The organism is Pseudomonas fluorescens (genome assembly GCF_902497875.1).
In the GTDB taxonomy this organism is placed as follows: domain Bacteria; phylum Pseudomonadota; class Gammaproteobacteria; order Pseudomonadales; family Pseudomonadaceae; genus Aquipseudomonas; species Aquipseudomonas fluorescens_BR.
On sequence record NZ_CABVHY010000003.1, the window covers coordinates 281,800 to 295,899 of the forward strand.

Sequence of the window (14,100 nt, forward strand, 5' to 3'; positions counted from 1 at the left end):
GGCTGTGGTAATCAGCTCGGTTTGTTACCTGGGTGCTGCAAACGGAATTTTTCCTTGCGTTCGATCTGTACCACTTGCGCGTTATGCACGGTGATCTCCACCGCCCCGAAGCGCAGGTCGCGCAATGCGCTCTGGATCTCACGCAAAATGGTTGCTTCGTCCTGGCCGTCAACGCTACGTAGAGATGCGCTCATGGTGCTGCTCCTGAAATAAGAGGTGCCTGGCAGTGGCGGCACTGCTTGCGGCGTGAGAGCAATAGTAGATAGGCACGGATATTCTTAAAAATACTATTTAAGAATGTTTATATAACCAAAATGAATTATTTGTTGGGGCGGGGGGTTACGTGGGGAAATGTAGATTTTGAAAGGCTCGAAGACCTCTGTGGCGAGGGGGCTTGTCGGGGCGCGCAGCGGCCCTAAATCGGCAATCGCGGTTTTTCAGACAGAACGCATCAGCAGGTTTTACGACTGCTGCGCAGCCGAACGGGGCGGTGCGGCGTCCCGACAAGCCCCCTCGCCACAGTTGTATGCCACAGGTTTACAACTGCCCCTCTAGCCAACGTAGCTACCGAATCACCGGCGCCCTCGCCCAATCCAGCTGCTGCGCCGGCACTGGCCGCCCAAACCAGTAGCCCTGGCCCAGGTCGCAGCCATGCTCGAGCAGGAAACCCGCTTGTTCGATCTGTTCGATGCCTTCGGCGTGCACCTGCATGCCCATGCTTTGTGCCAGGGCGATAATCACCCGCACAATGGCTGCATCGTCGTCATCCCAAGGCAATCCGGCGACAAAACCCTGGTCGATCTTGAGTTTCTGCACCGGCAGCCGCTTGAGCCGCAGCAGCGATGAATAGCCCGTGCCAAAGTCATCGATGGCCAGACGTAAACCCAATTCGCGCAACCGGTGCATTTGCTCCAGCGCCACCTCAGGATCCTCCATCACCGCACTTTCGGTGACTTCCAGTTCCAGAAAGGCCGGATCCAGCCCGGTGTCGTGCAACACCTGGGCGACCTGCTGATAAAGCTCGCGACGGGCGAACAGACGACTGGAGACATTCACCGCGACGAACGACAACACCACTCCCGCCTTCAGCCATTGGCACATCTGCTGACAGGCTTGCTGCAGGACCCAGGCATCGATCTCGGCAATCAATCCGGTGCGCTCGGCAATCGGAATGAACTCGGCCGGTGAAACCAGGCCACGCTCGGGGTGCTCCCAACGCACCAGCGCCTCGACGCCGATCAACCGACTGGTTTGCAATTCATGCACCGGTTGGTAGTACACCCGCAACTCCTGCTGCTCCAGGGCGCGCCGCAACTCATTGGCGATCTCTACCCGGTGCTGAGCGTGAGCGGTGAGTTCTTCGGTATACAGGGCATACCCTTCACGCCCGGCACTTTTGGCCTTGAACAGCGCCGAATCAGCGTTGCGCAGCAGTTGCTCGGCATTCAACGCATCGCTGGGGAACAGACTGATGCCGATGCTGGCATTGATAAAGAGTTCGTGCCCGTCGACCTGGAACGGCTCCTTCAGCCCGTCGATGATCCGCTGGGCCAGCGCTGCCGCTTGCATCAATTGCGGGCAACTTTCGGCCAGCACGGCAAATTCGTCGCCACCCAGGCGCGCCAAAGTGACCCCGGGGCCGAACATCCCTCGCAGCCGCTCGGCCACCGCCTTGAGTAGCTGATCGCCGACATTGTGGCCGAGGCTGTCGTTGATGATCTTGAAGTGATCCAGATCGATCAACAGCAAGGCACAGCCACGCTTGTGGGTCTGCGCCGAGGCCAACGCCTGTTCGGCCCGGTCGGTGAAGAGCAAACGGTTGGGCAAGTCGGTCAGCGGGTCGTGGTGCGCCAGGTGCGCCAGTTCATGCTGCGACTCCTTGATTGCGCTGATGTCGGAAAATACCGCGACATAATGGCTAAGCTCACCCCGGTCATCCTCGATGACCCGGATGGTCTGCCACTGCGGATAAATCTCACCGCACTTTCGCCGGTTCCAGATCTCACCGCTCCACTCCCCGGTGCTTTTCAGGGACTCAAACATGGCGGCATAAAACGTTGGCGGATGGTGGCCGGACTTGAACATGCTCGGCTGGCGACCGAGCACTTCTTCACGCTGATAGCCGGTAATTTCCATGAACGCCCGGTTCACATGGACGATCAGCCCGCGCCGGTCGCTGACCAGCACCCCTTCGCGGGTGCAATCGAACACCGCCGCTGCCTGACGCAAACGCTCGCGGTCTTCACGTTGGTGGCGCAACGTTGCGCCGAAGCCGAGAAAACTCAGTAATCGTGCGCGAGAGCTGAAGATCAGGCCGGCACTGAACAGGGCCCAGACATAGCCGTTGATCAGTTGCCAGTGGACCAGATCAGTCGACTCATCGAAGAACCTGCTCAATAAATGACCACTGAGTTGCAGCCAGATAACTGACAGCAGCAGGTAGAGCAGCGCCGCACGCAGAGCATCGCGATAAGAAATCGACATAAGCCAACAAATGTCCCTACGGAAAGATTGGAATTATAGAGGAAAGACACATCCCGCCACTCTTATCTGAAAGGGCGACTGGTTTTATCTGTGGGCTGAGTGATAATGCGGAGGCTGATTTTCATTTTTTCGAGGACCATACAACCTATGTGGTACAACGGTTTTCTCGACTTGTCGCCTTGGCAACTGGTGGCAGTCACCCTATTGATGACTCATGTGACCATTGTCGGCGTCACAGTCTATCTGCACCGCTATTCAGCCCATCGCTCCCTGGAGCTCAATGCCGGCCTGAAACATTTCTTCCGCTTCTGGCTGTGGCTGACCACGGCACAGAACACCCGCGAGTGGACCGCTATCCACCGCAAGCATCACGCCAAATGCGAAACCGTCGATGATCCGCACAGCCCGGTGATCAAAGGTCTCTCCACAGTCCTGCGCAAAGGCGCCGAACTGTACCGCGCCGAAGCGGAAAACCCCGAGACCCTGCGCATCTACGGCAAGAACTGCCCGGACGACTGGATCGAACGCAACCTCTACACCCGCTACCCGCTGCTGGGCGTCGGGATCATGGGCGTCATCGATCTGCTGCTGTTCGGCACCATCGGCATCACCATCTGGGCGATCCAGATGATGTGGATTCCGTTCTGGGCCGCCGGCGTCATCAACGGCCTGGGCCATGCGGTCGGCTATCGCAACTTCGAATGCCGCGATGCAGCGACCAATCTGGTGCCCTGGGGCATCCTGGTCGGTGGCGAAGAGCTGCACAACAACCACCACACCTACCCCAACTCGGCAAAACTGTCGGTGAAGAAGTGGGAGTTCGATCTCGGTTGGGCATGGATCAAGGTCTTCAGCTTCCTGCGCCTGGCCAAGGTTCAGCGGGTCGCGCCGATCGCCCACCGGGTCGAAGGCAAGGGCAGCCTGGACATGGACACCGCCATGGCGATCCTCAATAACCGCTTCCAGATCATGGCCCAGTACCGCAAATTGGTCATCGCGCCACTGGTCAAGCAGGAGCTGGAAAAGGTCGATCATTCGGTTCGTCACCAGTTCCATCGGGCCAAGCGCCTGCTCTCGCGGGAAACCAGCCTGCTGGATGACAAGCACCACCTGCGTATCCAGACCATGCTCGAGCACAGTCAGGCGTTGAAGGTCATTTACGAAAAACGCCTCGCTCTGCAGCAGATCTGGCTCAAGACCAGCACCAACGGTCATGACATGCTGGCGGCGATCAAGGAGTGGGTTCACGAAGCCGAGGCCAGCGGTATTCAATCGCTGCGCGACTTCGCCCATCAGTTGAAAACCTACTCGCTGCGCCCCGCTACCACCTGACTGTGGCGTCCCGTTCGGCCGCATACCGGCGGTAAACCTGGCAATGCGTTTTAACTGAAAAAACGCATTCCACGGTTCGGGACGGCTTGACCGCCCAGCGGGAGCAAGCTCCCCAGCCACGAAAAACGGGAACTTAGCTGCAAATCCCCTATCTCAAGGAGCAATTCGCCCTCCAGGCGGGCTGCTGTGGCCGCTTTCTAACCTTGAGCGGCACGCCCTTCGAGATCTGTGCCGATGGTCCATAAAGATCTACCCATTCCATCCTCTCAGGCGTGGCCCGACGCTGCGCAAACGCTGCTTGCCTTGATGCATGCCCAAGGCGAAGTCGCGCGTCTGGCCGAGCGTGAACAACTGTTCAGCTCCTTGCTGGTGAGCGTCAACGCGGTGCTGTGGGCTATCGACTGGGAAGCGCGAAAAGTGCTGTATGTCAGCCCGGCCTATGAGCGCATCTTTGGCCGTTCCGCAGGCCTGCTGTTGGCCGACAGCAACGAATGGCGCGACAGCATTTACCCGGACGACCTCGAGTACGCCGAACGCAGCCTGGCCGAGGTTTTTCGCAAAGGTGCCGTCGAGGATCGCGAGTACCGCATCATCGCGGCCGACGGCCAGATTCGCTGGATCAGCGATAAATGCTTCATCAACCGCCAGGCCGAGCCGGGCCAGCCGTTGATCGTGGTCGGCATTGCCGAAGACATCACCGAAAAAAAGCGGCTCGAAGCCGAACTGCAACGCCTGGCCACCACCGACGTCCTGACCCAGAGCAGCAATCGTCGACACTTTTTCGAATGCGCCAATCGCGAGTTCGAAAAGGCTCGGCGACAAGGCTCACCGCTGTCTTTTCTGCTGCTGGACATTGATGACTTCAAGCTCGTCAACGATACCTATGGCCATCCGGAAGGCGACCTGGTGCTGCAACGCATCGCCGAAAGCGGCCGGGCGGCACTGCGTCGCGGTGACGTGTTCGGACGCATCGGCGGTGAGGAGTTCGCGGCGGTCTTCCCCGGCTGCGCACCCGAAATGACCATGCAAGTGGCGCAACGTCTGCAGCGGGAAATTCAGCGCCTGTGCTTCTGCCACGAAGGACAGTCTTTCGGCATCACGGTGAGCCAGGGCTTGACCAGCCTCACCGCCGCAGACCAAAGCCTGGACAGCCTGTTCGCTCGCGCCGACGCCGCGATGTACGAGGCCAAGCGCCAGGGCAAGAACCGGGTTGTTTCGGGGTGAGTTCGCCTGACTCAGGAACGATGACGACCAAGGAGCTGGCTTGCCCTCGAAAGCGATGTTCGTCGCAAAACAGGTGCTGGCTGAGATGACGTCTTCGCGAGCAAGCTCGCTCCCACAAGGATAGCTGCCAGACACAGGCATAGTGTCCGCTGCTGCCATCTTCAGCCTTTGCGCAACCGCATCAGCTCCGGCAAGCCGATCTTGAGCAGGCGCGCAGCCTTGCTTTTGGCAAGTTCCTCAACGCCTTCTGAAGGCCTCAGACGGGCCAGTTGTGCGGCGATGCTCATCACTAACGCTTCACGGCAGTAAACCCCACCACCAAGCTGGTAGATAGCAGCGATCAGCTCACGCAACTCCAGCGGCAAGCGCCAGCGCGTGCGCAGGGCCGAACCATAGGCGGCGCCATACTCGACCAGCGCGTTACCGATCTCTTCCTGATCATCCAGCTCGCCGCCGGCCTGCTTCCATTCCTGCAAGCACCGCAGCAACGCCAGATCGCCCAGGCGATGCAGCATGCCGGCGCAATAGCAGCGTTCCTGATCCAGATCCAGCAAACGCGCCAGAGTACGACCGTATTCCGCAGTGTGCAGCGACAGCTCCCAATACCGTTCGGCGTAATCGCCCAGCGCGGGATCGCTCAGTTTGGCGCTGCGCTTGAGGGCCAGGCCAAGAATAAGATTCATGCTTTGCCCGGTGCCGAGCCTGTGCAAGGCCTGGGACAGGGTCTGCACCGAGTCGCCACGGTGATGGGCAGCGCTGTTGGCGGCGGCAATCAGCACTGCGGTAATCTGCGGGTCCGTGCGGATTTCCTGCTCCAACAGGACCAAATCCAGCCCGTTGGGGTTGAGGCTGCGTTTGACCGCCAGCTGCACGTCGGCCAGCAATGGCGCGCCATCGGCGACTTCACGCCGACGCTCAAGAAAAGCCCATAAGGTCATGCCGGGCGCCAGTACCGGAGCCTCGCACGAGACGGACTGACCCGCGGCCAGCAGCAGACCCTGCAAACGCAGCGTCAGGCTTTCCATGTTCAGGGGTTTGGTCAGATAAGCCGTGGGCGCCAGCGGCAAGACTTCGCGCACGCTGGCACTGTCATTGCGGCTGGTCATGAGGATAAACGGCAGCACCGGGTTACGCTTGCGCTGACGCACGCTACGCAGCACGCCCAGCCCATCGACGCCCGGCAGTTCCCAATTGGCGATCACCAGGTCATAGGGATTCTCGCTCAACAACAGCAACGCTTCCTGGCCATCGGCACACACATCCACTCGTGCGTCGCAACGCACGTTCAATAACACCTGCTTGAGCAGGTCACGAGACCAAGGATCCTCCTCGGCGATCAGCACTCGTGGTACAGCAGGTAAATCAACTGCGATCATCAGCACGCTCCAAAGGCATGCTTGCACCTTAGTCAATGCTGGCAGTCTGATACAGGGGAAAATCCGGGTCTACCGACAACCCCATAAAAAACCCCGCCGAAGCGGGGTTTTTGTCGATCAGGTCACAGCCAGTAATCAGAGCTCGGAGAAACACTCTTCGATGATTGCCAGACCTTTGTCCAGTTGCTCGTCCGGCGAAGTCAGCGGTACCAGGACTCGCAGCACGTTGCCATAAGTACCGCACGACAGCAGGATCAGACCCTTGTCGCGAGCCTTGGCCACCACCGATGCAACAGCAGCGGCGTTTGGCTTGTGGCTGTCGCCGTCAACAAATAGCTCGACCGCGATCATCGCGCCCAAGGCACGCACTTCGCCGATTACCGGGTACTTGGCTTGAATGGCTTTCAGGCCAGTAACCAGGCGCTCGCCGACTGCTTTGCAGCGATCCAGCAGGTGCTCTTCTTCGAACACTTCCATCACCGCCAAAGCAGCGGCGCAAGCGATCGGGCTACCGGCGTAGGTGCCGCCCAGGCCGCCTGGAGCGATAGCGTCCATGTACTCGGCCTTGCCGCACACACCGGCCAGCGGGAAACCGCCAGCGATGGATTTGGCGAAGGTGGTCAGGTCGGCAGCGACGCCCATCTGTTCCATGGCGAAGAAGGTGCCGGTACGGCCAGCGCCGGTTTGTACTTCGTCAGCGATCAACAGAATGCCGTGCTGGTCGCACAGGGCACGCAGACGGGCCATGAACGCCTTCGGCGCGACGTAGAAACCACCTTCGCCCTGAACTGGCTCGATGATGATTGCAGCGATGTCACGCGGCTCGGCGTCGTTCTTGAAGATACGCTCGATGCTGGCGATCGAATCGTCGATGCTCACGCCATGCAGTTCGTTCGGGTACAGCGCGCGGAAGATGCCGCCTGGCATCAGGCCCATGCCGGCCGAGTAAGGCACGACTTTACCGGTTAGGCCCAGGGTCATCATGGTGCGACCGTGGTAAGCGCCGGTGAAAGCGATCACGCCAGCACGGCCCGTGGCGGCACGCGCGATTTTCACGGCGTTTTCCACGGCTTCGGAACCGGTGGTGACCAGCAGGGTTTTCTTGGCGAAGTCACCAGGAACCTTGGCGTTCACTTTTTCGCACAGTTCTACATAAGGTTCGTAAGCCAGCACCTGGAAGCAGGTGTGAGTCAGCTTGTTCAGCTGCGCAGTCACTGCCGCGATGATTTTCGGGTGCAGGTGACCGGTGTTCAGCACGGCAATACCGCCGGCAAAGTCGATGAACTCGCGACCTTCAACGTCGGTCACGGTGGCGTTCTTCGCCGACTCGGCGAAGATTGGGTGAATCTGGCCAACACCGCGCGGTACAGCAGCTTCACGGCGTTTCATCAGGGATGCGTTAGTCTTGCTCATAGTGTCCTCATTCGCCGCTCATCGGTCGGCGTGGCTCAAGGAATACGTGGCGGGAGGCAACTACGGCAGCATGCGATGATCGACTGCCACAGCTTTCCCGGCCACAAAGAAAAATCGTTTGACGCGCAGAAAGGGGACAGCGCTCTCGTGCCCCTCTCCGCTCAATGCCTTGCCGGAGTTAGATGCCCAGGCAGAGGTATTTGATTTCCAGGTAATCTTCGATGCCGTACTTGGAGCCTTCACGGCCCAGGCCCGAGGCCTTGATGCCGCCAAATGGCGCGACTTCGTTGGAGATCAACCCGGTGTTGACGCCGACCATGCCATATTCCAGGGCTTCTGCCACACGGAACACACGACCCAGGTCGCGAGCGTAGAAGTACGAGGCCAGACCGAACTCGGTATCGTTTGCCATCGCGATCACGTCGGCTTCGTCTTTGAAGCGGAACAGTGGCGCCAATGGGCCGAAGGTTTCTTCCTTGGCCACTGCGGCATTGTTCGGCACGTTGGTCAGAATGGTCGGCTCGAAGAAATTGCCTTCCATGCTCTTGCCACCGGCCAACAGGGTCGCGCCTTTGCTGAGGGCGTCAGCAATGTGCTCCTGAACCTTGGCCACGGCTTTTTCGTCGATCAGCGGACCGGTAGTGGTGCCGTCATCCAGACCGTTACCGATCTTGAGTTTGGCCACAGCCACTTTCAGTTTTTCGGCGAACGCGTCGTAGACCGAATCCTGAATGTACAGGCGGTTGGCGCAGACACAGGTCTGGCCGTTGTTGCGGTACTTGGAAATGATCGCGCCTTCGACGGCCTTATCCAGGTCCGCGTCGTCGAACACGATGAACGGAGCGTTGCCGCCCAGCTCCAGGGAAACCTTCTTGATGTCCTTGGCGCATTCGGCCATCAGCTGACGACCGATTTCGGTCGAGCCAGTGAAGGACAATTTGCGCACGATCGGGTTGCTGGTCAGCTCGCCGCCGATGTCGCCGGCGCTGCCGGTGACTACGCTCAGCACGCCTTTCGGGATACCGGCACGGTGTGCCAGCTCAACCAGGGCCAGGGCCGAGAACGGGGTTTGCGAAGCAGGCTTGATCACCATGGTGCAACCGGCAGCCAGAGCCGGGCCGGCTTTACGGGTGATCATCGCGGCCGGGAAGTTCCACGGGGTGATCGCGGCGGTCACACCGATCGGCTGCTTGAGCACGATCAGGCGCTTGTCCGGCTGGTGGCCAGGAATCACGTCACCGTAGATGCGCTTGGCTTCTTCGGCGAACCACTCGATAAAGGAAGCGGCGTAAACGATTTCGCCCTTGGCTTCGGCCAATGGCTTGCCTTGCTCGAGGGTCATCAGGCGACCGAGGTCGTCCTGGTTTTCAATCAACAGTTCGAACCAGCGACGCAGCTTGTTCGCCCGCTCTTTGGCGGTCAGAGAGCGCCAGGCCGGCAGGGCTTTGTCAGCAGCTTCGATAGCACGACGGGTTTCGGCAGCGCCCATTTTTGGCACCGTGCCCAGAATTTCGCCCGTTGCCGGGTTGTTGACCTTGATCGTCTGACCATTGTCCGCATCGACCCAAGCGCCATCGATATAGGCTTGCTGGCGGAACAATTGGGTGTCTTTGAGCTGCATGTGGGCTTTTCCTTAACAGCACCGCGCAGGCGCGGAGCGAATTATTAATTGTAGAAAGGCGCCTCAAGGGCTGCCGTCAGGAAATTCATTCACCGGGCCGAAGCACATAAATAACGCACATAAAGTAACTCGTGCGGTTCAGCACCCAGACAAGAGCGTTTGAAATCTCAAACGAATCCTAGGATCAAAGGGGGTAAAGGACAATAGGCTGTTCGAAAAAAAGAACAAAAATGCCGCATTTGCTGAAATTTTCTGATCAACGTAGCAAACGGCCGTTTTACCTCGCAAAACATCAGTCGATTCAGCAGCATGGACGCCCGCTATGCTTATGAGTATCATGGCGCCCGCATTGCACCAGTAGCTCAGCTGGATAGAGTACTGCCCTCCGAAGGCAGTGGTCGTGGGTTCGAATCCCGCCTGGTGCACCAGCTACGAACGAAAAAGCCCCAGGTCTTATGGCCTGGGGCTTTTTTGTGGGTGTTGTCTCAAGATCTTTTTCTGGACTTGCCACCCGCAGGTGCTTCGATTGGCTCGATGTCCGCATCCAATTCTTCAGTATCATCATCATCCGCTTCCGACGTCGGGAGCGGATCTTTGCGGCTTTCAGTGATTGCCCGGCGTATTTCCTCGCCCATGACCGGGCAATTCTTGAGCAGGGCAATGCGGTCGATTCGTTGCGTCACGGCTACTCTCCAACGCATCAGCAATTGGCTTAATAGTGCGCCCTTTCAATTATCGACGCCAACCTGCTGACCATCATTGACCTCGCTGGCCCTGCAATTCCTTGAGTCGAGCCGTGAGATCGCTCTTCGGGAAACGCTTGTGCAACGCCTCCAGCTGGGCGTCCGCGGCTTTGACCTGGCCAAGGCCGCGTAGGCGCAGGACCTCTCGCAGTTCCTCATCCAGTGTTTTGACCGGTGCTGCGGCACGCTTGCTGACTTTGGCTTTCGCCTCATCCGCCCTGGATTCGCTGGCTTTTGCCTGGGTTTGTGCACTAAACGACTCGGTTTGCGCGGGCATAGCAAAACTGGCCGTTGGCGCCGCTGGAGAGGGAGCTGACAAGGCGCCAGCAGGGGCGTTCTGAATGGGTTGCGGTACTGATTCGGCGAGTTCAGCCGACCCGGCCGCAGCTTGCCGTTTGGCGCTGCTCGGCGCGGACAGTTTCGGTTCGGGAGCGAAGTCGTAGGTCGGACGCTGCTCCGGCGAATGCTGCACCAACGCCAGCATCAGCGCAACGCCGACCAGGCTGGCGAAAGCCACTTGCCAACGGGGTTTCTGGCAGGCCTGTAGCCAACGCTGCCAAAGGCTTGGCGACGGCGCAGGCACTTGGCGGCGAGCGGCGGCGAGGATCAGCGAATCCAGTCGAGCCGGTGGTTCACCCGTTGCTTGTTGACGAAAATGTTGGATCAGATCGTCTTCGCCTGAATCCGGCGGCTGTCGGGCGTCAGTCATGTGAGTACCTCCTCGGCCAGCAGCCGACGCAGTTTTTGCTGTGCATAACGGAAACGGCTTTTCACCGTTTCCAGCGGCGTCTCGGTCAGGGTTGCGATCTGTGGCAGTTCGAGGTCGCCGTGGACCCGCAACAGGAAGACTTCGCGCTGATCGGCGGGCAGCTCCTGTAGTGCCGCTTCCAGACGCAGGCTGTCGCGGCTCAGGCTCAGTAGCTGCTCCGGTCCGGCAGCGTCATCGATCAGCGCGTGAGCCTGTTCGTCGTAGCTGTCGTGCAGCGGATTGCGGATGCCCTGTTTGCGCCAGTGGTCGATCAGTCGGTTGCGGGCGATCTGATAGAGCCAGGTGCGAAAATTCGCTCGTCCTTGTGGCTGGCTAGTGCTGCGGATCAGGCTCAGCCAGGTTTCCTGGTAAACCTCTTCGGCCAGTTCGGTCTTGCCGCTCAAGCCAAGGAGGAAACGGTACAGCCCCTGGCGATGCCGTTCATACAAAACCTCGAAGGCCGCCGCATCGCCGATGCGATAGCGCGCCAGCAGCGTTTCATCGCTGCCGGCGGAGTCGGTGGATGACGCATTCGCGGCAGACATATCAGTAAGGGACTCCTTGGCTCTGCTCACTGTGGCGTTATTCGACGCGGTTGTCGTCGGCTGCTCTCGGCCGCTGACTGACCGTTGCCGCCGGGGTTTGCAGGCTTTGCGCCAACTCGACCAATTGCACGAACTCGCCACGCAGGCCAAACCGGTCATCACCCCGTGCGCCACGGGCCAGTGCCACGGTGTCGCTCAAGCCAAAGGCGCCGGTGTAGCGCCCGTCTTTAAGCTGCTGGGAAAATGCCGCGACTGCCGCGGCGAAGCGCAGATCATCGCTGGCCCGGGCCAATTTTCCTGGCTGCTCGCCCTGAACGATCGGCCGTTCGATCAAGCGGCTGGCACCACCCTCCGGCAGTTGATAGCGCACTCGCAACATCGCCAGTTCGTGGGTTATTCCATCCTGCCGAGCGGCTTGCTCACGGGTGTAACGCAGCGGTTCCAGCCAGCCCTTTTCGCCTTTGGGTACGATTTCGTACAGCGCGGTGACCGTGTGCCCGGCACCGATCTCGCCCGCATCGACTTTGTCATTGCTGAAGTCTTCGCGTTTCAATGCACGATTCTCGTAACCGAGCAGCCGGTATTCACTGACCTGCGCAGGGTTGAACTCCAGTTGCAGCTTGACGTTTTTCGCCACCACGGCGAGGGTCGAGCCGAGCTGATCGACCAGCACCTTGCGCGCCTCCCGCAGGTTGTCGATGTAGGCGTAGTTGCCATCGCCAGCGTCAGCCAGCTGCTCCATCAGCTGTTCATTGTAGTTGTCCACGCCGAACCCCAGGGTGGTCAGGGAAACGCCGGTCTTGCGTTTATCCACGGCCATTTGTTTGAGGCTGTCGAAATCGCTGACGCCAACGTTGAAGTCGCCGTCGGTGGCCAGCAGGATGCGATTGATGCCTTTGGCGATAAACCCTTGCCGGGCCATCTGATACGCCAGTTCGATACCCGAGGCACCGGCAGTCGAACCACCCGCGGTCAACTGTTCGATGGCCGTGCGGATCTTCGCCTTGTCGCGCCCGGAAGTCGGCTCCAGGACCACCCGTGATTCACCGGCATAGACCACCAACGAGACCCGATCCTGATCACGCAATTGATCGACCAACAGCTTCAGGGTGCTCTTGACCAGCGGCAGCCCTTCGCGACGATCCATGGACCCCGACACGTCCACCAGAAACACCAGATTCGCCGGCGCGAGTTCAGCCACTGCGCGATCCGAGGCCTTGATCCCGATGCGTAGCAGGCGGGTGTGGGGATTCCATGGTGATGGCGCCAGCTCAGTGGTCACGCCAAAGGGCGTGCCATCGTTTGGCTGGGCGTAATCGTAGGGAAAGTAATTGACCATTTCCTCCAGGCGCACCGCACCTTCCGGCGGCAGGCGCCCCTGATTGAGCAAACGCCGCACGTTGGCATAGCTGCCAGTGTCGACGTCGACACTGAAGGTCGATACCGGCGCTTGGGCGACGCTCTGGATCGGGTTATCCGCCAGGGCCTGATACTGCTCGCGTTGCTCATCCCGATAGCCCGGCGCGGAGGCTTCACCGGCCGCTATTGGCGCGTACATCGTGGCAGGCGCGGGCATCGCTCCCAGGCTGCGCTTGGCCAGTGTCGCATCCGCCTTCAGCGCCTCGCTTTGCACCGAGGATTTCGCTTCGCTGTGCAGCGCCCCTTGGGTCGGCGACTGAGGGGCAGCGGTGTCGGGTTTGGATGACACACCACAGCCGGCAATCGCCAGCAGCAACCCGGCGGCGAAACCCTGTGCGGCCGGGCGGAAAAAATGCAGAGGAAGTGACATGTGGCTGACCTCGGGAGGAAATGATCCATTCATCCTCTGAGACGGACAGCCCTGGCGATTCGGGTTAAGTCCCGAAGAATATTTTTCAGCGCTGGTAACGCCGCACCACGCTGCTGTTGCGCAGCACATGGCCTTTGATCTTCTCCATCAGCTGCGCCCGGGTCAGGCCCGCGGGCAACGCATCTGGCGCGAGATCGAGGGCATAGATCTGGATCACATAGTGATGAGCACTGTCGCCGACCGGCGGGCATGGACCGGCATAGGTGGTGGTGTTTTTGCTGTTGGTCCCACCGAGCCCTTCGAGGGTCGATTGGTCACTCGCCCCGGAGGCGATAACGCGAGTCGTGGCAGCGATGCCGTAATGCACCCAGTGATCGACCCCCAGGCCTTTTTGGCCATCCGGGTCGTGCATGACAATGGCGTAGCTGGTGGTGCCCTTGGTCCCATCGCTCCAGCTCAGCGCCGGAGAAACATTTTGCCCGCCACAATCGTTGGCATCGCTGGCATTGGCCTGGCTGAACAGCGCATTGTCCGGCGCCCCGGGAGTCGTCAGCGTGAAGCGTTCCTGGGCCTGGGCAGGCAGTTGCAGAGATAGCATGAGCGCGCTGGCAGCCAGCCAGGTAGTGAGCGGAATACGTCGGGACATGAAAGGCGCCTTCTGCGGATGGGATCGTCGTGGGGCCTGGAAACTATAGCCTGCTTGATGGACCCTGCGCCGAGCAGGCCTGGGACTTGACGTAGGCGCCGCGCAAAACAAAACGCCCAGCCGACCCGCTGATGCGGAAGCTGGGCGTTCGGCTGGAACGTGCGACTGTTTCAGCTACC

The 14,100-nt window shown here is 59.9% G+C and carries 12 protein-coding genes and 1 tRNA gene; 3 read left to right on the forward strand and 10 right to left on the reverse strand.

Annotated elements, in window-relative coordinates; translation table 11 throughout:
• Positions 1–11: 11 nt before the first annotated feature.
• Complete coding sequence (oscA, locus tag F8N85_RS04355; protein ID WP_123436359.1) at positions 12–194, reverse strand: sulfur starvation response protein OscA; 183 nt, start codon at positions 192–194, stop codon at positions 12–14.
• Between the two features lie 370 nt (positions 195–564).
• Complete coding sequence (gene dibA / locus F8N85_RS04360) at positions 565–2,484, reverse strand: phosphodiesterase DibA (protein WP_150802445.1); 1,920 nt, start codon at positions 2,482–2,484, stop codon at positions 565–567.
• A gap of 147 nt (positions 2,485–2,631) precedes the next feature.
• Between dibA and desA the strand changes: the two genes are divergently transcribed.
• The gene (desA, locus tag F8N85_RS04365; RefSeq protein WP_150802446.1) at positions 2,632–3,816 is read left to right on the forward strand and encodes a delta-9 fatty acid desaturase DesA; all 1,185 of its coding nucleotides are present in this window, start codon (positions 2,632–2,634) and stop codon (positions 3,814–3,816) included.
• A gap of 234 nt (positions 3,817–4,050) precedes the next feature.
• Complete coding sequence (locus F8N85_RS04370; protein ID WP_150802447.1) at positions 4,051–5,040, forward strand: GGDEF domain-containing protein; 990 nt, start codon at positions 4,051–4,053, stop codon at positions 5,038–5,040.
• A gap of 161 nt (positions 5,041–5,201) precedes the next feature.
• Here the strand turns inward: F8N85_RS04370 and F8N85_RS04375 are convergent, their stop codons facing one another.
• The 3 genes from F8N85_RS04375 to gabD form a co-directional block, all read right to left on the reverse strand.
• A complete protein-coding gene (locus F8N85_RS04375) occupies positions 5,202–6,416 on the reverse strand; it encodes an HDOD domain-containing protein (RefSeq protein WP_150802448.1) in 1,215 nt (404 codons plus the stop codon).
• A gap of 135 nt (positions 6,417–6,551) precedes the next feature.
• Entirely contained in the window at positions 6,552–7,829 is a 1,278-nt protein-coding gene (gabT, locus tag F8N85_RS04380) for a 4-aminobutyrate--2-oxoglutarate transaminase (RefSeq protein WP_150802449.1), read from the reverse strand.
• 178 nt (positions 7,830–8,007) lie between these two features.
• Entirely contained in the window at positions 8,008–9,450 is a 1,443-nt protein-coding gene (gabD, locus tag F8N85_RS04385) for an NADP-dependent succinate-semialdehyde dehydrogenase (RefSeq protein ID WP_150802450.1), read from the reverse strand.
• 351 nt (positions 9,451–9,801) lie between these two features.
• Between gabD and F8N85_RS04390 the strand changes: the two genes are divergently transcribed.
• Positions 9,802–9,878 (forward strand) — tRNA-Arg (locus F8N85_RS04390).
• Between the two features lie 57 nt (positions 9,879–9,935).
• Here F8N85_RS04390 and F8N85_RS04395 read toward each other — a convergent pair.
• The 5 genes from F8N85_RS04395 to F8N85_RS04415 all read right to left on the reverse strand — a co-directional run bounded on the left by F8N85_RS04395 (position 9,936) and on the right by F8N85_RS04415 (position 13,921).
• Positions 9,936–10,133 (reverse strand): hypothetical protein, encoded by a 198-nt coding sequence (locus F8N85_RS04395; RefSeq protein ID WP_150802451.1) that lies wholly within the window; start codon positions 10,131–10,133, stop codon positions 9,936–9,938.
• A gap of 73 nt (positions 10,134–10,206) precedes the next feature.
• Complete coding sequence (locus tag F8N85_RS04400) at positions 10,207–10,902, reverse strand: hypothetical protein (protein ID WP_150802452.1); 696 nt, start codon at positions 10,900–10,902, stop codon at positions 10,207–10,209.
• A complete protein-coding gene (locus F8N85_RS04405; RefSeq protein WP_150802453.1) occupies positions 10,899–11,486 on the reverse strand; it encodes an RNA polymerase sigma factor in 588 nt (195 codons plus the stop codon). Before F8N85_RS04405 ends, F8N85_RS04400 begins: the two co-directional genes overlap by 4 nt.
• Positions 11,487–11,523: 37 nt before the next feature.
• Positions 11,524–13,275, reverse strand: a complete 1,752-nt coding sequence (locus F8N85_RS04410; protein ID WP_150802454.1) for a vWA domain-containing protein — start codon at positions 13,273–13,275, stop codon at positions 11,524–11,526.
• 85 nt (positions 13,276–13,360) lie between these two features.
• Entirely contained in the window at positions 13,361–13,921 is a 561-nt protein-coding gene (locus F8N85_RS04415) for a YbhB/YbcL family Raf kinase inhibitor-like protein (protein ID WP_150802455.1), read from the reverse strand.
• Positions 13,922–14,100: the final 179 nt, after the last annotated feature.